Here is a 25,221-nt window from a genome sequence, read left to right as displayed (position 1 = left end):
GTAGAACAGATGAAGGAATTGTTAGGACCAACCCCTCCACCATTCTACCAACAACAAAACTATTTTTTACATACTTTTTTGAACACCACTCCTTCATCGTAAGTAATCTTTACAAGATATACTCCAGTAGGAAAGTGTCCCATATCAATACTATCTGTGTTTTCATTTACAACTAGCACAGTTTTTCCGATCAAGTTTAACACTTCGCATGATACAATATTATATTTACTGTTTATGGTTAAATCATCGATTACAGGAATTGGAAAGACACTAGTGTGTGAAGCTAATTCCAGTTCTTCAATACCAAGACTCCCCTGGCAATCTTCACTAAATTGTGCTCCGCTATCTTTAATTGTCCCCCAATTTGTATTGCTAAAGTCAGCATCATCTACTTGTATGCAATCAAGGTCTGGATTATTAGTGAAATTAGATGCTGTTCTATCAAACCCTAATAAAAAAGGGTTATTCCCGTTTTTAAGATTTAAGCTAACCAAACGATTATTTTGAACTAAAAGTTGTCTCAACTTTGTATTATTCGACACATCTAACGAATTCAATTTTGCATTTATACAACTTATAATATTCAAATTAGGAAAAGGAGTAGTGTCCAACTGGGAAATTTCAGTATCATTTAAAAATATATCCGTCAAATTTTCATTAATCACGTTTGGCATCAAAAGTGTTTCTAAATCTGAAAAATTCCCTAACAATTCTTCTAACTTTAGGTTCGAAGATATATTTATCTGCTTTATTGGATTTAGACCGAAACTTAAAAATGTTATCTCTGTATTTTTTGATACATCTATTTCGGTCAAATTATTAAAACCACAATTCAACCCACTTATATTCACAAAAGCCTCAACACCTGTTAAATCAGAGACGTTTTTAGCAAAAATATTGATTCGCCCGAGAAACGCTTCGGCTTCAGACACCTGTATTTCACTATCTCCATTAGTATCAATTACAGGGTTATGGTTTAATAATGCATCTTTAAAGTTTGCATCAGGGATATTAACTATCCCCTGGCCATGAATTGCCAACACTAAGAGATGAGCAAAAAATATTAAGTAGTTTTTCTTCATTTTATTCTGTTTATCTTTAGAGGTCAAAACTACTCTCTGCACGAACTTAAAAAAATAGGGCAAAATGGGTATTTTTTAGATAAGCACGAGATTTATACCATTTGAGCTTTAAAAATGCCCTAATAAAATGTTCTTTTTTCACTGTCTTTTCAAAATAAAAATAAACCGTAGTACTGCTATGCTTGATTTTTCTTTTTTAATACATCTAAAAAATCTTAATTATCTTTAATACTGCTTTCAAAGCTCAAATGGTATTACCCATAGCCACTGCAAATGAAAAGAGCTTAGTACACTGGACCAAACTCTTTTCAATGGTTAGTGATCACCTTATTTTTTCATTATTTTTTTGTAGACCACTCCTTCATTATAAGTAACCTTTAAAAGATATAAGCCCGAAGGAAGGTGTTCCATATCGATACTATCTGGATTTTCATTTGCAACTAGTACTGTTTTGCCAACCAAGTTTAACACCTCGCATGATACAATATCATAGTTAGTTACTATTTATGGTTAAATCATCGATTACAGGAATTGGAAAGACACTAGTGTTTGAAGCTAATTCAAAATCAGTAATACTAAGCCCCGCACCGCAATCTTCGCTAAACTGTGTTGCACTATCCTTAATCCCTTGCCAATTGGCATTACTATAGGCTACATCATCTACTTCGATACAATCTAAATCAATATTGAGAGCAAAACTTGTTAAGCCTCGTGTAACATCTATATTTTCATTGTTTCCATTCTTTAGATTTACTTCGGTCAAAAGATTGTTAAAGGCATAGACCTCTTTAATCTTAGTATTACTTGACAAGTCTAGTGAGGTAAGCTTATTGTCTGCACAGGACAAAAACTCCAAATTAGGAAAAGCAGGAAGAAATAATTGAGTTAAATTATTTTGAGTCAAATATATTTCCTTTAGATCGGGATAAGTTGTACCTCTTAGCACAAGTAATTCTTCCAATATTCCATTTGTGGCTGTTATTAATTTCAATTTTGTAGATGTTAGGGCAATACTTTTTACCCCGTTAAAACCAAAAGACAATTCTTCTAATACCGTGTTTTTTGCAATATCTAATTCCCTTAAATTATTCGAAGCACAATACAGTTTTTTCAATTTGACATTTTGTGAAATATCGATAGCATCCAAATTATTTATAGCACAAAAAAGTTCTTCTAAATTCACAAAATAGGCTATACCTTCTAAGCTATTAATGTTTGCCCTTGCTATATTTAGAGTAATGGCACTTTCAGCTTCCGAAATCTGTATTTCGCCATCGTCATTGGTATCAATTACTGGATCATGATTTAATAACGCAGTTTTAAAGTTGGCATCAGGGAACACTATAACATAATCACATGCTTCACTAAAATCAGCTGTATCATCTTTAATCGAAGACCAATTGGTATTACTAAAGTTGGCATCGTCTACTTGGATACAGGTTAAATCAGGGTTATTTCTAAAGTTTAAGAAACTATGCTCGAAGTCTGTATTTACTCCGTTTTTAAGATTCAATCGAGTTAATTGGTTGTTGCTGGCATTTAATCTTTCTAGCTTTGTATGCTTAGAGAGATCTAGAGCAGTTAATTTATTATTAGAACAAGAAAGTCTATCTAATTCTAAATTTTTTGATATGTCTAAGGAGGTTAGATTAATATTAGAACAAGATAGCTCTCTTAAGTACATATTTTTAGAAACATCTAATGACTTTATATCATTGTTGCTACACCATAAAACTTTTAGATTTACATTTTTAGAGATGTCTATCGTTGTCAAATTATTCTCATAACAATAGAAAATTTGCAGGTCTAAATTTTTAGAGACATCTAACCTTGACAGATTATTTTTGAAACACGATAATTCTTGTAAAGCTAAATTTTTAGAAAGGTCTAGGGTTTCCATTTCATTGCTATTGATCCATAAGGCTTTTAAATCTAAATTATTAGTAATATCTAAACTTTTTAAATGATTTTCTAAACAAGCTAAAAATTGCATTTTTTTATTATTAGAGATATTGATAGTACTTAGATTATTTCCAGAACAACCTAAACGAGTAATATTAATAAAGGCCCCTATACCCGTTAAATCAGAAATATTTTTGTTAGATACCGCAAGTGAACCAGAAAAAGCCTCTGCTTCTGTTAACTGTATTTCTCCATCACTATTCGTATCAATTGTTGGACTATGATTTATAAGTGCGTTTTTAAAGTTGACATCTGGGATGTTAACCACAGACTGACCAAAAAGTGTTACACTTAAAAATAGTGTAATTAGTAAGAAATAATTGTTTTTCATTGTCTAGTTATTTTTTTTGAGCTTCAAAACTAGACACGTATTGTGTATTTAAAAATAGGGTAAAATGGGTATTTGTAACATTTGCTATGGCTGTGTTTACGTACAGTATTTGTTGTAAACTAGAATTCGTTAACACTTAAGCTATAATGTAAACTAATCAATATAGTTACAAAACTGTATTTTCAAATTAGGAAACTTAGATTTATCCAAGTTTGTAAAAAAGCAATCTGTTAGTATAAGTTCTCGTAAATGAGGGTTACCACAGTTATCAACCTCTAACATCTCTAATTCACCTCCACGAATATCCGCGACCTCAAGTTTTTCATTGCTTGCAATATTCAGTGTAGTTAAGAGAGTACCTTGAGCATATAATTCTTTTAACTGTTTATTTTTAGAAATATCTAGACTTGTTAACCGATTGTGTTCTATATATAGTTCTTTTAAATTTACAAAATACTCTATCCCTCTTAAATCTAGAATACCTTTATTTCTTAAATTTAATACTTCTACGGCCTTAGCCTCTGCAATTTGTATTTCTCCATCACCATCGGTATCTATATTAGGGTGACTGGTAAAATCACCCAATAATGCCTACCTAAAATGTGCATCGGGTATATTAACAAATCCCTGACCATAAATAGTTATCACCAAAAGGTGTACGAGGAATATAAAGGAACTTATCTTTAGTTGTATTTGATTTATCATTTAAATACAAAATTATCCCTCAAACAGACTAAAAAAAATAGGCTAAAATGGGTATTTTTCAAATCGTCAAGCGATTTGCAAATACAACTTCATTACGGTGAGATCGTTTAAAAAAACGATAAGTGAGTCTTTAGCCAAAAATCCGAAAGAATTTTAGATATCACACAAAATCATATTATCATCTTAAAATTTAGGTGTTTTTACAATTACACCAAAAAATACCCATTTTGCCCTATTTTTCAACGTACGTGTGAGCTATAGTTTTATACCCATTAATAACAAATAAAAATTATGAAATATTTTCACGTTTTACTGGGACTGTTTTTCTCCTTTTTAACAGCTGCTTCTGCACAAACTACAGATATTCTCACAGGATTAACTAAGCCTCGAGGCATTGCTATAAATGGTGACGAATTATACTTTACAGAACTCACAGCCAATAGAATTCTTAAAATTGATCTTACTCAGACCAATCCTAGCCCAGTAGAAGTTGTTACTGGCTTAGATACCCCTAAAGAGCTAGTTTTTAATGGTAATACGCTATATGTTTCTGAAGCTAACAGAATTTCAAGAGTAGACGTTACATCAAGCTTACCAGCAACTAGACAAGATTTTTTTGTTGGCATTGAACAACCTCAGGGGATGTTAATTCATAATAATTATTTATACACCAAGGGTGCAAACAATAATGTTTTCAAATTTAATCTTGACAACCCTACAATTGATGTTTCCTTAGTATTTGGAGCAAACCTTATTTACGATTTTGTAAAAATTGGCAATGATGCTTATGTAACGCAAGAAAATGCTATTAGGAAATTCGATCTTACAGCAAATACCCCTTCATTAGGCAATGTCATAAACAGTAGCCAAGAACCATTACTAGCTGGAATTAACGTTGGCATGACAGCTATTAATAATACTATATACTTTTTACAAAATCCTACTGGTAGATTATTAAGTTTTAACATTAATGATCCTGTAGGTACGTTTGGACAATTGCTGAATATAAGCGCCGTTGGAGATGTTACATCATACAAAGGTGACTTATATATATCTGATTTTGATAATGGTAAAATCATAAAATATGAGTTACCAGATACTACTCCTACAACCGATATAGCGCACTATTACAGTTTAGACAGTCAAACAGTTGTAGATGAAATTGGTAATGAAGACCCTACAGTAGTACTCAGTACGGTAGTTAGCTCTGGTGCCATTAATCGAAGTCATGCTTTTGATAATGCAGATAATATTACATTATTTAATTTTGCACCAACTTCTTTTACGATTAACTTTTGGTTTAAAACAAATGACATTAACAAAACGCAACGTATTTTCCACAGAGGTGGTTATGGTGGAAGTGCCTACGACCGTTACAGCTATTCGTTGGTATATATACCAAATCAAGGGTTTAGATTAGGACTAGGAAGTGATGCTGGTTCTAATGCCGCTTTAATTTATGCAAATACCAGCGCTGATCTTACGGACTGGCATATGATAACTTGTACTTATGATTTGAGTACGCAAACTGCAAGAATTTATATTGATGGTAATTTAGAAGCCTCTGACACCTCGTTGCAAGGCATATATGCCAATCCTAATTACCAACTATTTTTAGAATTTTCTAGATACCCTTTGCCTGGTTCACCGCAGGCCATTGATGGGAATTTAGATGAAATTGGTTTATGGACTAGAGCTATATCAGACACAGAAGTAACAACATTGTATAACGAAACAGCTACGCTAAGCATCGATGATTTTGACTTAACTGGAGCTAGAGTTGAACTTTTCCCTAACCCCGCAAAAAACTTTATAAAGGTTAGTAATTTAAACACATCTGGACAATTCAAAATTTACAATCTATTAGGACAACCTGTAAAACAAGGCTCGATTGATAACAACCAAACAATAGATATTAGTAATTTGATTAAAGGTCTATATCTTTTAAAGTTCAAGAATGATGCTAAAACACTACGTTTTGCTAAAGAATAGCTTTAGGCGTCTTCGATTAATACCATTTAAACTTTAAAAACGCCATAATAAAATTACCTTACATGGCTCAATCAACTTTTTAGTGTAATTTTTTCTTACCAAGAGGCATATCCATATGGAGTGCCTCTTTTTACTACGGCGCAGATACTCTTTACTGTATTTTGTTTCTAATACCATTAGCTATTTGAATTTACTGGGTTAAAATGTGCCTTTTAAAATTCTAGCTCAACATAAAAAAGAAACGTAGCTAAGGCTATGTTTAGTTTTTCTATCTTCTATAATTTCAAAATACATCATTTTCCCTTTCTCAATCCTTTTCTCATAATATATAGCTAAATCAGTATTCAATAGCATACACCTTCACATTAAAACTCTAGGTATTTCCCCTTATTTATTAGCGAAATTATTGACTTTCGTTCTTCCTTACCCGAGTTTAATTTTTCCAAAATAATTACGTATTTTAACATTGATTTACAGCAGGTTAACGAAGTGAATTTGTATCAAAACTTATCTCTCGATAACTCTACTGAGTTTTGTCAAAGTACTATTTTTTTACATTTCATTACGAAAAATCACGAGAGATGACACCTGTAAAATATAATAGAGACTCAGATTCCTTGAATATTATACCATTTAGGCTTTGAAAGCGATATAAAAGAAAAATCAAGCATAGCAGGGTTACGGCTTATTTTTATTTTCAAAAGACAGCGAAAAAAGAACATTTTATTATGACGTCTTTAAAGTCTAAATGGTATTACTTCCTGAACTGTGTTTGAAAGATACAATCACACAATAAGAAGTAAATTTTAACTAACTGTAAAATTTTGTGAATTATATAACAGAAGAAAAAAGCAATTTGAATATCCGTAATTGATAATATCTAGTAGCGTTTCGTCATTCCTTGCTTAAGGAATCTCATCCTATTGATTTTCATATTCTAGATGAGATCCTGAAATAAAGGATGACACAATGCTAATTATTAGTATTTACGGATATTCAGTAAAAGCAATAAAAAGGGCTTAGTACCCGGATTGATACTAAGCCCTTTCAATGATTAGATAAGATTATCTTCTTAGTTTTTAATTATCTTTTTATACACCACTCCTTCATTGTAGGTAATCTTTAAAAGATATAAGCCTGATGGAAGGTCTTGCATATCGATACTCTCTGTATTTTCATTTGATAATAATACCGTGTTCCCCGCCAAGTTTAACACCTCTACAGCTACGATATCGTATATGCTGTTTATTGTTAAACGATCAATTACTGGCACAGGAAAGATATTGGTGTTTGCTGTTAATTCGAATTCATTCACACTTAAATTCGCACCACAATCTTCGCTAAACTGAACTCCTGAATCTCTTTTCAAGCCTATCCAACGGTTATTACTAAAGTCTAAGTCATCTACTTGGATACACTCTAAATCTGAATTCCCTGAAAAATCACTATCTAGGGACTTGAATATGCCATTATTCCCATTTTTAAGATCGACACTTGTCAATTGATTATTTTGTACTAAAATTTCAGTAATTTTTGTGTTAAGAGAAAAATCTAGAGCACTTATCTCATTGTCCTGACAGGTTAATATCTGTAAATTCGAAAACGGGCTTGTAATTAAAGTTGATAACTTATTATTGGCTAAAAACAATCGTGTTAAACTTGGATAATTATCTCTAGCACTTACAAGGGTTTCCAACTCAGCATTAAAGCCTATTAGTGTTTGTAATTTTGTATTCGAAGCAATATTTATTGTTTTGATCTTATTGAAGCTGAAAAACAAATCTATTAACTCTGTATTTTTACTAATGTCTAAAGCAGAAAGGTCATTAAAACCACAATGTAAGGTAGTTAACTTTGTGTTTTGAGATACGTCTAAAGCCGTTAGACTATTATTGTTACAAAATAAGTTTGTGATATTCGTAAAATGCTCTATCCCTGTCAAATCAGCTATATCTTTATTTACTACATTCATCGTACCCGTAAAAGCTGTAGCCTCGAAAGACTGTATTTGTCCATCTTGATTGATGTCTATTACTGGGATGTAATTTAGTAATGCCTCTTTAAAATTGTCATCTGGTATAAGTATACCCCTAGTACTACAAGTTTCATTATATACCGCTTGATCATCTTTATTCGATAGGCCATTCCAGTTCGTATTACTATAATCGACATCATCTACCTTAATACAGTATAAATCTGGATTATTTGTTAGTAGAGGACTAAAAAGGGTATTGGCCCCGTTTTTTAGATTTAATGAGGTTAGCGCATTACTAAAGGCGTAAAAAGTCCTAATGTTAGGGTTATTTGAAATATCTAAACTGGTAATTAGATTCTGCTCACATCTAAAACTTACCAAGGCTGGAAATTTAGCTTCATTCAGAATCCTCAACTTGTTCTCCTGCACGTGTAGTGTATGTAAAACCGTATTTTCGATATCTGAAACAAAAAACGTTTCCATATCATTTTTATCAGCTAATAAAATCTCTAACTTCGGGTTTTTTGAAATATTTAATGATTTTATAAAATTATCCCCACACCTTAAATCCTCTAATTCTGTATTTTTAGAAATATTTAAACTAGTAATTTCACCAGACGAACAATATAGTGTTGTTAAATTTACATTTTTACTTACATCTAATGTTTTTAGCGCACTAGCTCTACAATCTAATGTTCGTAAATTCACAAAATACTCGATCCCTGTTAAATCTTCTATATCTCCATTACGAGAGGTATTTATATTGGACACCGCTTCCGCTTCCGAAATTTGTATTTCTCCATCGCTATTGGTATCGATAGCTGGACTATGGTTTAATAAAATCCCTTTAAATGCAGCATCTGGAATATTGACAATAGGTGCAACACAATTCTCGCTGTAGCTTGCAGTAGCATCTTTTTCCCAAGTAAGAGGAACAATAAAACTAACAACGTTGTCGATCATAATACAGCTTAAATTTGGATTATTGCTAACCACAAAGTCTGTCAACCCTGTATTACTTCCATTCTGCGCGTTTATGAACCTTAAATCATTTCCATTGGCTATAAATCGCTCCATAAAGGGACTATTCGAAAAATCGAGAATTTTTATTGTATTACTGCTTACATTTACATTTCTCATATTTGCATTTGAGCTAAGATCTAAGGAAACCAAATTATTACTGGCTACCTCAAGACGAAGTAGTCTCGAATTCTTAGAAAGATCTAATTGTCTTAATTTGTTGTTTGACAAATACAATTCCTGTAACGAAGTATGTTTTGATAGATCTATCGTTTCTATTTGATTGGATGATGCACGAATAATCCTCACATTATTGAACGCTTCGATACCAGTCATATCAACAATCCCTTTGTTATCCAAAAACAAAGGTCCTCCAAATACAAAGGCTTCACCGTTTTGTATTTCTCCATCACCATTGGTATCAATTACGGGGTCGTTATTTAGTAATGCATTTTTAAAATTTACATCAGGTATGTTAAGAATAACTTGTCCATAAGTGAATACCCTGAAGAACAGCATAATTAGTAATCCATAGTTTTTTTTCATTTCTCTCATTTTTAAATTAATCACAAAACTATGCTCTCTTTATACTATAAAAAATAGGGCAAAATAGGTATTTTAGATAATAGTCCAAAACAATTATTTAAAGATTATTTTAGAGCAAAATGCCTTAGTACATAACTATACACTAAACAATTATCAATTCATACATTGTAAATTTAGTTATCTGTCAAAAAAATTGAAATATCCAATGCTTATGAAAAAAACTGATTTAGAAAAGACAAGAAACCCCATGAATACTATATTCAATGGGGTTATGGTGAAATCAAAGCCAATAAACTTCAATTTTTTTAAATCTGGTATTGAATTAATTCTTAAGTAACTTAATTATTGTTTCTTTACAAGAGAAGAAACCTGATAACTATACGCAGTTTATCCTAAAATACAATACCAATCGCTTTCATTCATATCACATAAGCTATTATACTACCTACGCTTATTTAAAAATTTAATTACTTTTTCTTTAGAAGTTTTGACCAAATAGACGCCATGATTCATATTACTAAAATCTAGAATTACCGAATCAGAAGAATGTATCATATCTACATCCTTCAGCTCACCTAATAGGTTGTAAACTCTGAAAGAGGAATTATTAGTATAATTAATAAACTTTATGCTATTTGATTTTACAATATAATCATCACTTTGTTTTTGAATTAAAGACTTATTACCATTATTAACGTACGCTGATTTTACTGAAAAACCTTTAGCACCTTTATCAACTTTTAACTCCCATACTAAATCTAGATTATTACCTGATATATATTCATTGGTCTTTAACCAAAAATTATGTGTAGATCCCGATGTAACTCGCTTGCCTACTTGACCATATGATTTCCAACCGTTATTTTTATCTTTCAAATGAAATATAGCATAACCTCCCTGTGGAAAATAAGCCTGTAAATTGTAACCTTTAATATTTCTGTCTATAGAACTAGGGGCATTTTGAATTGTTGGATTACTATTGTTTGATACAGTATTTTGGTTACCGCCACCACTGTTTGCACCAGTTGATTTTACTGCAAAACCTTTAACGCCATTATCAACCTTTAACTCCCATATTAAATCTAGATTATTACCTGATATATATTCATTGGTCTTCAACCAAAAATTATGTGTAGATCCCGATGTAACTCGCTTGCCTACTTGACCATATGATTTCCAACCGTTATTTTTATCTTTCAAATGAAATATAGCATAACCTCCCTGTGGAAAATAAGCTTGTAAATTGTAACCTTTAATATTTCTAACTATAGAACTAGGGGCATTTTGAATTGTTGGATTATTATTGTTTGATACAGTATTTTGGTTACCGCCACCGCTGTTTACACTGGTTGATTTTACTGCAAAACCTTTAGCGCCATTATCAACCTTAACCTCCCATATTAAATCTAGGTTATTACCTGATATATATTGATTTGTCTTCAACCAAAAATTATGTGTAGATCCCGATGTAACTCGCTTGCCTACTTGACCATATGATTTCCAACTGTTATTTTTGTCTTTCAAATGGAATATAGCATAACCTCCCTGTGGAAAATAAGCCTGTAAATTGTAACCTTTAATATTTCTAACTATAGAACTAGGGGCATTTTGGATTGTTGCATTACTATTGTTTGAAACAGTGTTTTGGTTACCGCCACCGCTGTTTAAACTGGTTGATTTTACTGCAAAACCTTTAGCGCCATTATCAACCTTAACCTCCCATATTAAATCTAGGTTATTACCTGATATATATTGATTTGTCTTCAACCAAAAATTATGTGTAGATCCCGATGTAACTCGCTTGCCTACTTGGCCATATGATTTCCAACCGTTATTTTTGTCTTTCAAATGAAATATAGCATAACCTCCTTGTGGAAAATAAGCCTGTAAATTGTAGCCTTTAATATTTCTAACTATAGAACTGGGGGCGTTTTGAATTGTTGGACTACTATTATTTGAGAAAGTATCTTGATTGTTGCCACCATTATTTACATTGGTTGACTTTACAGCAAAACCTTTAGCTCCATTATTCACCTTAATCTCCCATACTAAATCTAGATTGTTCCCTGATATATACTCATTGGTCTTCAACCAAAAATTATATTGTTTCCCAGATGTCACTTGTTTACCTACGTGACCATATGATTTCCACCCATTGTTTCTATCCTTTAAATGAAAGATGGCATAACCATCTTGAGAAAAAGAAGCCTTCAGTGGATAACCTTTAATATTTCTTTCTACAGTATTTGGTGCGCTTAGAATTAATGGATTATTATTTGCTCCTTCTGTTGACTGGTTAAAAGATAACGATGAAAAGGACTTGTCATCAGCTGCACTGTCTGTTGAATCTGATGAATCACTGCCACAAGGATCTGAAACTTTATAACCTGATCCAGGTTTATAAACATGCATGTAATCAACTTGCATTTGCTGATCATCTGTAAGTTTGTCTAAGGCTGCTTTGGTAGGCAGAGCGTTTGCAATTTTTTGTTTTATCCTCCATGTGTGCACCTCACAATCTAAAATAATTCTTAAATTTTCATCAAAAAACCTTCCAGCAGGATCAACCAATCTATCTCTTGGATCAGGCGCACATGGGTAAATGTGTCTAGTTTGCTTACCATTAACATAAAAAATAACTTCTGTTTTACTTTTCCAAAAGCAACTGTAGACATTAAAATTAGACTCTACATCATTACCTACTGGAGGCCTTCTTTGATCATTATAATCCTTCTTATCTCTAAAAAAATGATAATTGTTACTTCCATTGTCAGTATCAGAATACGTTTCAACTACATCGATTTCGGAACTATTATCAATATTTCCTCTTTTTGCCCAAAAATTACTGGCTAAACCTATCGCATTCGCCTTTAGACTTGCTTCAAAATATACTGGTGGTGATATAGGATTATCTTCTTTACTTACTAAATAACCTGTGTGAACTTGTCTGGTCCATGTACGTCCATTTTCAAAATGTTTTTCTCCACCTTCAAAATGACTAGCCTTAATTATTAATTTACCATCTTTAAAAGTAATATTTTCACTTCTAAATTCCGTAGGACCAGGACCTTTCCAACCACTGCTGTTAAAATCATCCCATTTATCCGACATTCCCTTTTTATCACTACCATAATTAAAATCATCTGATAATGAGCTGTCTTTTGTAAAACCCTCAGGAAGCTTTACACTTTGTGCAAATAATAATTGCACGCTAAATAACATGAATAATAAATAATTTTTCATAAAATTAGTTGTTTATAGAATTAATATTTTTTGTTATATCGATTATCTGGATATCTTAAAACAAATACTGAAGCATGGTTTAATCAAGTATAATATTTGCTTAGCGAATAAATAGTTTTATTTATTATCCCGATAGATAGGTTTGTATTACACTTAGTATTGCTTAGTGATTTAGCTTATAGGCCGTATTGTCATATATTGAACTTTCAAGAATAGAATATATCAAGCGTAGTAATCATATTTATGATGCTAACTAAAATTACCATCGATTGTATAAGTTCTAAAAGCAAGTGTTTTATCAAAAGGTGCTTTCTTTTAATAGTAGGTCGAAAACTCCAAGTTTAACATATTTTAAATCCATCACTATTCTTGATATATTTTTATAAAATATATTTGAAGCAAATAATCAGAAAGTGGTTAGAGTCCTCTTACCCTCTAATTCGACGACGAAAAACATGGAACTACTCGAAAATGATCATTTAATAGATGTTTTTTCAAACTATTTAACTATTAATTTTATCACATTCGTATCAACTTGAAGTATATACAACCCAGGGCTTATATCTTTAGTATTCAAAAATAGTTTGTCCTCATGCGGGATATTGAAAGAAGATATTATTTTCCCGTCTACACTAGAAAAAATAAAATTTTGCCCCTTTTCTATATTACTTAAAACCAACTCCTGCCCTTGTTTTACAGGGTTTGGGTATACTTTTGGAAGCTCTGCAGTATTAATTGATGAAGTATTTAATTTCTTACCCCCAGTATTTGGTTTCCAAACCCCAATCCAATCCACTAACATCTTACGATCTGTATTCCATAAACCTTGCTTATACTTCCAAATAGGATCTTGGGCTGTTCCTTTGTGTTCCTCTACATCTAAAATAATTTTCATTTCTGTGCTATAATTCCACCAATCTTTATTTAATTGTAAGCCATCTTTTGTTTTTAGATTTATACTATAGAAATTGTATCCTTCTCTTTTTCCATCAATAAAAAATCTAACATCCCATGGGTTTAACCATAGAACACCAAATCGATGAAAATTATTTCGCCAAGGAAAGCCTCTCCAATGATCCGATCTCTTGAAGTGGTCTTTACGGTCACTATCAGTAAAAAAATGAAAATTAGATGTAGCTCTGTTTCCATTCCATGAATTCCCCCCATAACATTCAAGCACGTCTATCTCTCTTCTATTTTCTCCTGTATCCAATAACCAAAAATTTGAAGATAACTCTGTATTTGCAACTCTAATTCTTGATTCTAAATAGACTGGGTACTTTACTGTGTTTCTAGAGCTAATTATACCACAACTTATAGTATTCGCCCATCCTCCCGCACTCGCGTCATTCCAATAATGGCCAATTTGGGCACAACCTTGCCCCCAGGTATTACTGACTTTCACATAATCAGGCCATGAGTTCCAACGCGTCCTACCTTTATCATTCCATTCATTTAAATAACCTCGTTTCCACTTGGTTTCATTTAACCACCCATCGTTAAAGCCATCTGACATCCAGCCCAGTCTTTGCCAGGATTTGCCGTTATACTTTGGAACATAATTATCTGGATTAGGAAACCACCCCGTATCCCATTGAGAATAAACATTGGAAAAAATGGCACAAATCGATAATACTAAAAAATTCCTCATAAAAAATTAGTTGTTTGATTACATGGGCAAATATGATCAAACTATAACGTTATAGTTTGACACAAATGGTTTTTTTTAATTAAAAAAACCATACGTTGCATAATATTTTTAAAGTATTTGAATTTTGATTAAATAACCCAGCTGATTTTAAATAAAAACGTATAAAACAAATATTTTTCATACCAAAAACAACACAAAATTTAATAGCATATCATTTCAAAATACTTAACAAAATTTAATCTATGAGGCTATTCCACATATTTACAGTATAGACTAGAACTAGTAAGAACAGATGCTAACTTTTTAAACAAGAACAAGCTCTTTTTTCGACACTTAAGAACTTCTTTCTCTAACAAACAAAAACAGTTTGCTTTTAAACCCGTAAAAACGCCTTTCAACGGATTCGCACACCGATATTAGTTGGATATAATATTCCACTGACTTTGACTATTATATTCGCACCGTATTAATCAAAATCAAATAATAATGTTTAATGTGAAATCTTTTTTCTCAGGTGGCCATTTAAGATCAGTTTTTTGGTGCCTAGCAACTACTTTATCTTTACACGGTCAAACAAAACCAACTAACCCAACGTTTAATTTAGGTCAAGATCCTAGTCCTGATAGTAAAAGTTGGAAATTAATTGATGATTTGTCAGATGAATTTGACAGTCCTAAACTTGATCTTACAAAATGGGAAAATACAAGAGCGGATTTGTGGGTTGGTAGACCTCCGGGATTGTTTCAAGAAAAATCAGCCACAGTTGCTGCAGAACATTTAAGATTAGAAAATTATCTTTTAGATTCCCCGAGAGTTATAGATGGTGAAACGTATACACATGGATGTGGGAATATTTGGTCTAAAAGAAAAGCTAGTGTTGGATATTACATTGAAGCGAAAATGAAAGCTAACAAAACTTTTATGTCTTCAACATTCTGGTTGATAAATAGACCTGATGATTTTACTGGGTGTGATCGTCGAACTACTGAATTGGATATCGTTGAAGTAGTAGGGCTGGTTACCAGTACCGACCCAAACAAAAAAGACTACAACAAGAATATGAATTCAAATTCTCATAGCAGGAATACATCATGTCCAGAAACACCTACTGGTTCTAGGGGTACTGAAAGTCCTATAAATGAAGAAGCATGGGCTAACTATCATGTTTATGGATGTTGGTGGAAAAGTCCAAAAGAACTAATATTTTTTCTAGATGGGCAGGAAGTTCATTCAATTACTCCTAAGGCTGATTTTAATCTTGATATGTATTTACGTTTAGTAACAGAAACTTATAAGTGGAACTCGGTGCCCAATGATGGGCAACAAGGCATGGGTGGTACACAAGAAGAACGCACAACTTATTATGATTGGGTGAGAACTTGGGAGTTGACACCAAAAAATTTAGTAACAAATGATATAGTTACTATTGATGATGTACCAGATGATGTTATAAAAGGACAGAGTTTTGATGTAGAAGTACATTATGAGGCAACTTCAAGCGCAGATATTGTTGTTGCGCTTTATGATCCTAGTGGTAGTACTTTTTTTAGAAATGCAAAGAAAAAAGTTGATGCTGGTATCGGCACTGTTACTATTACAATACAAACGGAAGATACTTGGCCTATTGCTAACGACTATGAGGTGAGAGCAATAATTAGAGAGGTTGATGGTAATTTTATGACTGATAGAGATATAAAAAAGACAACTATTGATCTTACTGAAGATTCTCTTTCTATTTCGGAATTTAGAAATGAAACAGAAAAAAGATTTAGTATTTTTCCTAATCCAGTAAAAGATGAAATTTTTAATTTAATGGTAAACGAAAACATAAAAGGTGCTAAACTTTATATTTATGATTTAAAAGGAGATTTAGTACTACAGAAAAAAGTAGAAAACACATCTAATAAAATAACCATTGGTAAATTGACTTCAGGAATTTATTTAATTAAAATCAATAAAAACCAACATACTCTGGTTACCAAATTGGTCGTTCAATAGTTATTTCAAATTAAGTTTCCACAAAACATAGAAATCCAAATCTATCATTTAATAAACAAAGTAAATCATCTAGAAAGTAAAATTTCTAGATGATTTTTTTTTAGTAGTATATCACCAAGTGTGTAAAGTTTAAAATATCTGGGGTCATGACCCCAGATATTTTTTTGATCAAATTTAAATTTTATGCACTTATGAAAAAAGAAGATTTCTTGAACGATGAATTTTTTAAGCAATTCAAAATAGGAAAAAAGCTTACTAGTTTTCTTAAATCGATTCAAAAGCCAGAGTTGAAAAAATTCTAGAAGTCGAATTGGATGCTCACCTTAATTATGTGAAACATCAAAAATCAGAGAATACTAATTCTCGTAATAAGTATTCTACAAAAAAGATAAAAACATCATTAGGAAAGACCGAAATTAAGGTTCCTCGAGATCGTAAATCATCTTTTAATCCAATGGATGGTTCCTAAGCGATAAAATATAGTTGATGGTATTGAAAATGTCGTCATAAGCCTATATGCAAAAGCAATGAGTAATTCTGATATCTCTACCTCTACAATTTAAAGAATTACAGATCGTATAAGCAATGATATTATTGCTTGGCAAAATAGACCTTTAGAACCTGTTTATTTAATTACCTGAATGGATGGCATCGTTTTTGAGATTAGAGAAAACTAAAAAGTGATTAACAAGACTATGTATATAGCTGTTGACCTACTTAGAGATGGTAAGAAAGATGTTCTTGGATTATGGCTTGGCAAAAATGAATCAGCAGCCTTTTGGATGAATGTACTTATAGATATGAAGACTCGAGGTGTAGAAGATTTACTGATCACAGCAACGGGTAATCTCATTGGATTTACACAGACTATTCGTAATATATTACCTGAATCAACTACTCAAATTTGCCTAGTACATCAGATTAGAAATGCAGCCAAATATATAGTATGTAAGGACAAAAGGAGTTCGCTGCTGACATGAAGGAAATATATAATTCTCCTACCAAGAATGCAGCAGAAGCTACATTAAACGATTTTGCTCAAAAATGGGAATCAAAGTACTCTTATGCTGTTAAAAGTTGGCGTGATAACTGGGAGAAATTAACCGTATTTTATGACTTCCCTGTCGGGATTAGGAAGATAATTTACACTACTAATCTTATTGAAGATCTAAATGGTAAAATCCGTAAATACACTAAAAACAAACTCTCATTCCCAACAGATAATGCTGTTATGAAGTCTACCTTTTTAGCTTTGAGAGAATCAACTAAAAAATGGACTATACCTATTAGAAATTGGGGAATAATTTTGGATCTGTTTTTAACTATATTTAAAGAAAGGGTTCAACTTTAAAAAGCTAAACCCTCCATATTTTAAACTTACACACTTTACGGGATAGTGTATAAAACAGGACTTATCTAGACATTCGTGTGCCACCACCATCGTATTCGATTACCACCAGCATTTTTAACTGATTCTATACGTTTCCTAAATTCAGTAAGATCCGGTTTTAAATTTTTTGATTCCTTTTTAGAATAACCTACATCTCTTGATGTAATTCACCCAAGCACAATTAATTCCATTCTGAAAGTCTATGGTTTTTAGTTGAAATAAATAGCATTTCTTTGCGCATTTTTTCTTCCTACTTTAGATGAAGGGTTTCTCACTAAACTCCCATCTCAAACCTTATTATTTCTGTGATACAGTATTGGCAACTGTATTATTTTTTTAGAATTCTTTTTACAGTGTTCAGCTTGTCTGTTTTCAAACTTATAAAATATATTCCAGTCGCTAGTCTAGATAAGTCAATTGTATTATTGTTAACCACAAAATTTTCTTTTTGCCCAATACAATTAAAAACTGAAATATTAAGTTCATCAACGTTTTCTATTTTATCAAAATAGATTTTTCCATTTGTAATTGTTGGATAAATATTTTGATTTTGATCATCATTTTTAAAATAATCAACGCTCAAATTTAAAGGATCAAAAACTTTTATATCATCAATTAGTACTTCAAATGTATTGATGCCAGAAAAATTGGACGTTGAAATACTTAAATCATAATCTCCTGTTTGATCAGGAGTGAATGTTATTTCTTTAAAATTCCATAAGTTATCATTAAGTGTTGAGCACCTAGTTGTTGTAGTTGCACTACCATCTTTAACTAATTTTAAGCATACGGATCTAGATCCAGTAAAACTCGAAGTCGTATATTTAAATTTGTAACTAACAGTATAAGTTATACCACTCGTTAAAGGAACTTTTGTAACAATTTTTGGGTTAACTGAACTATTACCAATGATTAATAAAGATGCGCTTGAATTTCCTTCCGTTGAGTCAGTAGTGTTTTGAGAAACATTGTTTTCGGTTATCCAATTATCTAATGTTGTAGAATTTGTCCAACTTTCAACATTCCCATTTGGGACTAAATTTGTTTGACTAAAGGATAAAGTAGTAATAAAAGTAAAAAGATAAAGTAATTTGGTTTTCATAAAATTAATATTAAAGGTTATTTATGTATGTTGAACGCACCCTTATTGTTGCCAACACCTTTTTAATCCGCACTGTCTAGATTTTTGTAATCTAAGTCTTGCCCATGAGAAAATATGAATGGCATAACTATTAAAAAGTTCAGAAACGTTTCTTTTCATTTTCTTAGGTTTGCTGGGCAAAATTAAACTATTACGACAACATATAACAATATTACGACATGTAATTTAAAAAAACGCTTTGATTTTACATATTAGACCTACAGCGTTTTAATACTGAAGGCTACATAATAAGGCTTTGATACTTTAAGTAAAAAATCTCCGTTAGAACGGAGGCTTTGATTTTCAGATTAGCCCTACAGGGGCAACACCTTAATTCCCTTCGTTGTGAGATTGATACTTTACAGACCTTTTTATCATGCCTTCATCCAAACCAATCGTTCTAACAAAATAACCTCTTGACCAAAAATGATTTCCCCATTATGGTTTTTGCTTTAGGCTTGGATATGTTTTAAAAAGTTTAATTGCTATTTTTTCTTTAATAATCCCTATATATTGCGACACTGATATCTTGGGAGGAATAGAGCAGACCATATAAACATGACCTTTTTGATTATTCAACTCTTGAATTTGAACATCTTTCCAACTACTGAGAACCTGAAAGTCATGTTCGATTAATGATTTTATCATTCCTAATAGAACACGAAATTAGTACTTAGGAGTGAAAACAATGTGGTAGTTACACTTGTAATACACGTGCGTTAGTTTTCTATATTTACTCATCTTGAAAAGAGTTTTGATGGTCAAATCTAAAGAACGGCAAAGCCCTTAAAACATGACCACCGTCTTTGACGGTGGTTTTATACACTCAAATAAAAAAAATCGTCTGGGAATTTAAATTTCCAGACGATTTTTACATTAATTACTACTAACTTATAAATGCATAAAACAAAAATAATTATTGCTTTACAATAATAAACTCACTTCTTCTATTTAATTGATGCTTTTCTTCACTACAATTAACTCCATCAGCACATTCATTAGTAAGTTCTATTTCACCGTATCCTCTACCTGTCAATCGAGAAGTAGACATACCTCCTTTTTCTACAATGTACTTGATCGTATTTTTATTTCTTCGAGTACTTAGGTCAATATTGTAAGCAAAAGGTGCTCTACTATCCGTATGACTTCTAACATCTATTTCTAAATTTGGATATTCTTTCATAACTGCTATCACCTTTTGTAATTCTAAAGCTGCGTCAGGACGAATAAAATCTTTATCGAAATCAAAATAAATAGGGTTTAGCTGTAGCAATTTTGCTAAATCATCACCAACCTTGGCTGCCACATTATTAATAATAGGAGCTCCTTTTCTTAATTGAATTGGCTGGTTATGATTGAACTCAAAAACCGATGAGGATGCAAAATCAACTTCAGTTGGTTTATAATTAGGTTCTTCTGCTCGGATTACATATTTATTATCACATTCTATTGGTAACTCATAAAATGCATTACCATCTGCGACCGTAGAAGTAATAGGCTTTAAATCTTCAGTTAACAAGGTTACTTTTGATCCTGGTAAAAGTGCTCTTGTTTCTGCATCAGTTATTATACCTTTCAAGTACTGGTCACATGTTGTAATCAACTCTTCTACTTGTTCGAATGCATAGATATCATCATTCCCTAAACCTCCTTCACGATTACTAGTAAAATATCCTTCTTTTTTTGATGAATTTAGAATAAAAGAAAAATCATCATATTTGCTATTAATAGGTTTCCCTACATTGTAAGCCTCTTCGAAATTTTTCTTACTAGGTGTAGCTTTAGCTATAAAGATGTCAAGGCCTCCAAGTCCAATATGTCCATCACTGGCAAAAAACAAATCCCCATTATTAGAAATAAAAGGAAAGGTTTCTCTTCCTTCTGTATTTATATTACTTCCCAAATTTTGAGGCTCGCTATATTTGTTTACCCCAAGAATCTCCACAAAAAATAAATCTGAAAGCCCTTTTGTTCCTTTCATATCACTTGCAAAATAAAGCCTTTTTTCATCCTTTGATAATGCTGGGTGCGCTACAGAATATTCATCGCTATTAAAAGGCAACTCTAATTCATTTGACCATCTTCCGTCTTTTAAAACGGCTCTGTAAAGTTTTAACTTTGTAGTGCCATTAGTATCTGATTTCTTCTTTTTGTCTGTATAATTGTTTCTAGTAAAATACATTGTTTTACCATCTTTAGTAAATACAGTTGAAGATTCGTGGTACTTAGAGTTAATATTCCCGTTTACTTTTGAAGAGTTATTTAAATTCGTAAGTTGATTCGAATCTTTATCAGCCTTAAAAAGATTTAAAAAAGGTGCATTAGTCCAAGTATGAATATTTTTTTTAGCTATATTCGAGCGATCAGATGCAAAATAAATAGTGTTATCGTTATAATAACTTGGCCCAAAATCTGAACCCGAAGTATTTACGCCTTCTACATTATATACTTTAAACTTACCTGATTGCTTTTCTATTAATGCCAAGTAGTTACGATCCTTATTAAAGAATTTTACACGTTGCTCTTTTACCCCAGTAACTTTGCCAAACTGCTCCATTACTTTATCTGATAATTCATAATTACCAATATTCTTTAATGCGTGACTATACCTAAATAGATACTCTGGCTTAACATTCGAGGCGTATTCATAAAATAATTTACCATACCAAATAGCAGCACTTTCTAAATCCGCATTAAAGTAATAAGAGTCTCCTAATTTCTCATATACATCTGCAGAAGTATACCCTTGTTCTACAACGGATAAATATGTTTTTTGAGCATCTATATATGCGTAATTTTCAAAAGCTTTATTTGCTTTTTTTATCTTTTGTTCCTGAGCAACTAATGCTGAAAACCCCAAGAAAGAATATAATATGACGTTTTTAATATTTTTAGTATTCATAATCAATTAAGTTTAGAAGAATCTTGGTGTTATTATTTTATTCTGCTTTCTGAAAAGTTCAAATCGCATCATTACCTCATAACTTCCATCATTGAATGAAGTATCCCCTAACGGAGTCGTTTCTCGATCATAGCCGAAGCCAATCATTAAACTATCTGATATTTGAAAACCTGCTAATGCACTCCAAGCAGCACTCCATCTATAGGCAGCACCCAGAGTTAACTTCTCCCATATTAAAAAGTTAGCCGTAAGATCTAATTGTAATGGTGCACCAAAGACAATCTTTGAAAGGATCGCGGGTTTAAACTTCACATTACTACTTAAATCAAATGTCCTACCTGTAGTAATATAATAGTGTACTCGCTCTTTAGATAAAAAACTAGAACCTGTTGAGGTATTGATATTCACATTATCAAAATGTCTAGTTTGAAGTAAATTAGGAGCACTTAACCCTAAATAGAACTTATCCGTGTAATAAAACAAACCTAATCCAATATTAGGACTTACTTTATTATCTATGTTTCTATCGAAGATATCACCTGCATCAGATATATTCAATTTAGTAAAATCAACATCTAAAATATGAGCTCCAGCTTTAATACCAAAGCTTAAATTACCTTTTTCAGAAGTTGGAATTGTATATGAAAAGTCTGCAGTCAAATAGGTCTCTTGAGATGGCCCTATTTCATCGTGTACAATATTCCCTCCTAAACCAACTCGACCTATACCTATTGGAGAATGAATCCCTAAGGTTTGTGTTCTAGGTGCTCCCTCTACTCCAACCCATTGACTTCTGTGTAATCCAACAATACTTAACACATCTCTTGACCCTGCGTAAGCAGGATTAACTACAGAAGGGTTATACATATACTGGGTATATTGAGGATCTTGCTGTGCTTGTGCAACTGTAGAAATAATAATTCCTAAAATTACCATAGCTGATCTAAAAAATTTCTTTTCCATGATATTTATGATTTAAATCATGGCTCTGCATAAAATTACAGAGCCAATGATATTAAGATGATTTAGTTTATATATATATAACCTTGTTTCACTTCATTTCTATTGTCTTTTGTATAATTCAAAACATAGAAATAAGTACCTGTTGGAAGTAATTGGTTTTCATCTATCGTTACACGTCCATTAGAGAAACCTCTAAATACGTTACCGTTCGAACCGTAATTTTTAGTTTCGTAAACCTTAACTCCCCATCTATTATAAATTTCAATCGAATTGCTTGATGTGTCTTGGAGTCCATCAATTCTCAAGAAATCGTTTAATCCATTCCCATCAGGAGATAAACCATTAAATACCTCTACATCTCCAGCCGCTACTTCTATTAAAACAGAAGCAACATCACAATTTGCTGGAACAGCATCGTTCTCACAAATTTGGTATTCCACTACAAAAGAACCAGACTTTACATCTAAGTCTATAGTCACTGTACCATCAGGATTAACCTTAATTCCTTCTGGATTTGTTCCATTAGGATTATCTGTAATAGTAACCTGACCAGTACCTATACCGAGATCAATAGGTTCATTGTTTAAGGTATCATTATCGCCTATAACAATAATAGTAGTATCCCCTGGACTAAAACGTGTGGCTGTGAAATCATCATTAGTCGCCTGGATTGGATCATCCAATACTTCTATAGAAGCTGTTGCAGTTTCACATTTTGCCGGGTTTGCTCCATTTTCACAAATTTGATACTCTAATGTGTAAGTTCCTGGCAAAGCCTCATCCGCAATGGTAATCGTTCCATCTGGGTTAAGAGTTAGGTCTTCAGGTATATTTACTGGACTTAAAGTTACTTCTCCTATTCCTGTTCCTGGTACAACTGGTCCTAAATCATTTAAAGAGTCATTATCCAAAATACTTGGCGTAGTAGATCCTGTTCCAAAAGGAGTAGATGTAAAGTCATCATTCGATGCTACTAATGAGTTTTCTACTCTAACGGTAGCTGTTGCAGTATCACAACTTACAGGTGTTGTACCATTTTCACAAATCTGATATTCTAGTGTATACGTTCCTGTAGACGCCGTAGAACTTACGGTAATTGTTCCATCAGGATTCAATGTTAATTCGCTAGGAACATTAGTTCCTATTAAACTAACCTCTCCAGGAGCACTTCCTAAAACTACAGGGCTACCCGCTAAAGTATCATTACCTAAAATATTAGGTGTAGATGCTCCTCCTGTAATTGATGTTGTAGTATAGTCATCTATTTCAGCTTCGATTGGGTTTTCAATTACAACAGTTGCTACAGCTATAGCACAATTTACTGGTGAAGCTCCATTCTCACAAATTTCATATTCTATATCATAAGAACCAGAAGGTGTTCCTTCAGGCACTGTAATAGTACCATTTGGATTAACAATAAACCCTGTTGGATTCGTTGTGTTTGGGTTATCATTTACTGTAATCTCTCCAGGGCTTGTACCAATAACAACAGGAATACCAGCTAAAGTTTCATCAGAATCAATTACTGATGGTGTAGTAGTATCGCCTCCCACAGTATTTACTGAAGCTAAAGTTTCACTAGTAGCTACTATCGAATTATCAATAATAACTGTAGCTGTAGCCATTGCACAATTTGCTGGTGTTGACCCATTTTCACAAATCTGATAATCTACAGTATAAGTTCCTGAAGGTGTATTCTCTGGGACAACTATTGAGCCATCATTATTTAATGTAAAACCTACAGGGGTACTTCCACTTGGGTTAGGGCTAACTGTAACATCACCTGCTCCTGTACCAACAGTAACTGGTGTTCCTGCTAAAGTTTCTCCAGAATCTATTACTGAAGGTATTGTAACATCGCCTCCTAACGTATCTACTGGAGCTAAAGTTTCATCAGTCGCAACTATTGGATTCGCTACGACTATAGTAGCTTCTGCTTTATCACAATTCGCTGGATTTGCTCCAACTTCACAAATCTCATATTCTACTACATAAGTACCTGAAGGTGTATCAGCATCAACACTAATCGTACCATCTGGATTAAATGTTAAACCTGCTGGAACATTAGTACCTGTTAAACCTACATCACCAGGATTTATTCCAACGGTTACTGGACCACTTCCATCCAAAGTGTCGTTCATATCAATAACACTTGGACTACTATCTCCTACGGTTAATGGGGTAGCACTAAAGTCTTCATCAGTCGCAACTATTGGATTCGCAACAACTATAGTAGCTTCTGCTTTATCACAATTCACTGGACTTGCTCCAACTTCACAAATCTCATATTCTACTACATATGTACCTGAAGGTGTATCAG

Annotated in this window: 14 protein-coding genes and 1 pseudogene; 3 read left to right on the top strand and 12 right to left on the bottom strand. The window is 32.4% G+C overall.

Going from position 1 to position 25,221, the window contains the following annotated elements; genetic code table 11:
- Window positions 1-59 precede the first annotated feature (59 nt).
- From KQA_RS0201135 to KQA_RS0201120, 4 genes are all read right to left on the bottom strand, one after another.
- Entirely contained in the window at window positions 60-1,082 is a 1,023-nt protein-coding gene (locus KQA_RS0201135; RefSeq protein ID WP_010177321.1) for a T9SS type A sorting domain-containing protein, read from the bottom strand.
- A 327-nt stretch (window positions 1,083-1,409) separates the two neighbouring features.
- On the bottom strand, window positions 1,410-1,553 hold the full coding sequence (locus KQA_RS19770) for a T9SS type A sorting domain-containing protein (protein WP_010177320.1): 144 nt from the start codon (window positions 1,551-1,553) through the stop codon (window positions 1,410-1,412).
- Window positions 1,554-1,575: 22 nt separating this feature from the next.
- Entirely contained in the window at window positions 1,576-3,375 is a 1,800-nt protein-coding gene (locus KQA_RS19380; RefSeq protein ID WP_010177319.1) for a leucine-rich repeat domain-containing protein, read from the bottom strand.
- 153 nt (window positions 3,376-3,528) lie between these two features.
- Window positions 3,529-3,960: a leucine-rich repeat domain-containing protein gene (locus KQA_RS0201120; protein WP_010177318.1), complete on the bottom strand. Its 432-nt coding sequence runs from the start codon at window positions 3,958-3,960 to the stop codon at window positions 3,529-3,531.
- Window positions 3,961-4,371: 411 nt separating this feature from the next.
- Here KQA_RS0201120 and KQA_RS19375 point away from each other — a divergent pair, with 411 nt between their 5' ends.
- Window positions 4,372-6,072, top strand: a complete 1,701-nt coding sequence (locus KQA_RS19375; protein ID WP_010177317.1) for a LamG-like jellyroll fold domain-containing protein — start codon at window positions 4,372-4,374, stop codon at window positions 6,070-6,072.
- Between the two features lie 1,072 nt (window positions 6,073-7,144).
- On the opposite strand, the gene KQA_RS0201110 is transcribed toward KQA_RS19375, so the two are convergent.
- The 3 genes from KQA_RS0201110 to KQA_RS19370 all read right to left on the bottom strand — a co-directional run bounded on the left by KQA_RS0201110 (window position 7,145) and on the right by KQA_RS19370 (window position 14,507).
- On the bottom strand, window positions 7,145-9,613 hold the full coding sequence (locus KQA_RS0201110; RefSeq protein ID WP_010177316.1) for a T9SS type A sorting domain-containing protein: 2,469 nt from the start codon (window positions 9,611-9,613) through the stop codon (window positions 7,145-7,147).
- A 441-nt stretch (window positions 9,614-10,054) separates the two neighbouring features.
- On the bottom strand, window positions 10,055-12,856 hold the full coding sequence (locus KQA_RS0201100; RefSeq protein ID WP_010177315.1) for a LamG domain-containing protein: 2,802 nt from the start codon (window positions 12,854-12,856) through the stop codon (window positions 10,055-10,057).
- 499 nt (window positions 12,857-13,355) lie between these two features.
- Entirely contained in the window at window positions 13,356-14,507 is a 1,152-nt protein-coding gene (locus tag KQA_RS19370; RefSeq protein ID WP_010177314.1) for a T9SS type A sorting domain-containing protein, read from the bottom strand.
- 486 nt (window positions 14,508-14,993) lie between these two features.
- Here KQA_RS19370 and KQA_RS19365 point away from each other — a divergent pair, with 486 nt between their 5' ends.
- Together KQA_RS19365 and KQA_RS19360 are read left to right on the top strand one after the other, a co-directional pair.
- Window positions 14,994-16,505: a T9SS type A sorting domain-containing protein gene (locus KQA_RS19365; RefSeq protein WP_010177313.1), complete on the top strand. Its 1,512-nt coding sequence runs from the start codon at window positions 14,994-14,996 to the stop codon at window positions 16,503-16,505.
- Window positions 16,506-16,696: 191 nt separating this feature from the next.
- A pseudogene (locus KQA_RS19360) lies at window positions 16,697-17,856 on the top strand (IS256 family transposase).
- A 367-nt stretch (window positions 17,857-18,223) separates the two neighbouring features.
- On the opposite strand, the gene KQA_RS0201070 reads toward KQA_RS19360, so the two are convergent.
- The 5 genes from KQA_RS0201070 to KQA_RS0201050 all read right to left on the bottom strand — a co-directional run.
- The gene (locus tag KQA_RS0201070; protein WP_010177312.1) at window positions 18,224-18,997 is read right to left on the bottom strand and encodes a T9SS type A sorting domain-containing protein; all 774 of its coding nucleotides are present in this window, start codon (window positions 18,995-18,997) and stop codon (window positions 18,224-18,226) included.
- Window positions 18,998-19,474: 477 nt separating this feature from the next.
- A complete protein-coding gene (locus tag KQA_RS20630) occupies window positions 19,475-19,684 on the bottom strand; it encodes a transposase (RefSeq protein WP_010177311.1) in 210 nt (69 codons plus the stop codon).
- Window positions 19,685-19,952: 268 nt separating this feature from the next.
- On the bottom strand, window positions 19,953-21,938 hold the full coding sequence (locus KQA_RS0201060; RefSeq protein ID WP_029209397.1) for an OmpA family protein: 1,986 nt from the start codon (window positions 21,936-21,938) through the stop codon (window positions 19,953-19,955).
- A 12-nt stretch (window positions 21,939-21,950) separates the two neighbouring features.
- Window positions 21,951-22,901: a PorP/SprF family type IX secretion system membrane protein gene (locus tag KQA_RS0201055; protein WP_010177309.1), complete on the bottom strand. Its 951-nt coding sequence runs from the start codon at window positions 22,899-22,901 to the stop codon at window positions 21,951-21,953.
- A gap of 62 nt (window positions 22,902-22,963) precedes the next feature.
- Window positions 22,964-25,221, bottom strand: a 2,258-nt coding sequence (locus tag KQA_RS0201050) for a gliding motility-associated C-terminal domain-containing protein (protein ID WP_010177308.1), incomplete at its 5' end; no start/stop codon positions are given.

The organism is Aquimarina agarilytica ZC1 (assembly GCF_000255455.1).
In the GTDB taxonomy this organism is placed as follows: Bacteria; Bacteroidota; Bacteroidia; order Flavobacteriales; family Flavobacteriaceae; genus Aquimarina; species Aquimarina agarilytica.
Note: the sequence above shows the minus strand (reverse complement) of the source record. Positions and strands in the feature narration are given on the sequence as shown.

Coding starts and splice junctions, on each gene's coding strand:
- KQA_RS0201060 (WP_029209397.1), bottom strand. CDS start 21,938: ATGAATACTAAAAATATTAAAAACGTCATATTATATTCTTTCTTGGGG.
- KQA_RS20630 (WP_010177311.1), bottom strand. CDS start 19,684: ATGATAAAATCATTAATCGAACATGACTTTCAGGTTCTCAGTAGTTGG.
- KQA_RS0201110 (WP_010177316.1), bottom strand. CDS start 9,613: ATGAAAAAAAACTATGGATTACTAATTATGCTGTTCTTCAGGGTATTC.
- KQA_RS19375 (WP_010177317.1), top strand. CDS start 4,372: ATGAAATATTTTCACGTTTTACTGGGACTGTTTTTCTCCTTTTTAACA.
- KQA_RS0201135 (WP_010177321.1), bottom strand. CDS start 1,082: ATGAAGAAAAACTACTTAATATTTTTTGCTCATCTCTTAGTGTTGGCA.
- KQA_RS0201070 (WP_010177312.1), bottom strand. CDS start 18,997: ATGAAAACCAAATTACTTTATCTTTTTACTTTTATTACTACTTTATCC.
- KQA_RS19365 (WP_010177313.1), top strand. CDS start 14,994: ATGTTTAATGTGAAATCTTTTTTCTCAGGTGGCCATTTAAGATCAGTT.
- KQA_RS0201100 (WP_010177315.1), bottom strand. CDS start 12,856: ATGAAAAATTATTTATTATTCATGTTATTTAGCGTGCAATTATTATTT.
- KQA_RS0201055 (WP_010177309.1), bottom strand. CDS start 22,901: ATGGAAAAGAAATTTTTTAGATCAGCTATGGTAATTTTAGGAATTATT.
- KQA_RS19380 (WP_010177319.1), bottom strand. CDS start 3,375: ATGAAAAACAATTATTTCTTACTAATTACACTATTTTTAAGTGTAACA.
- KQA_RS19370 (WP_010177314.1), bottom strand. CDS start 14,507: ATGAGGAATTTTTTAGTATTATCGATTTGTGCCATTTTTTCCAATGTT.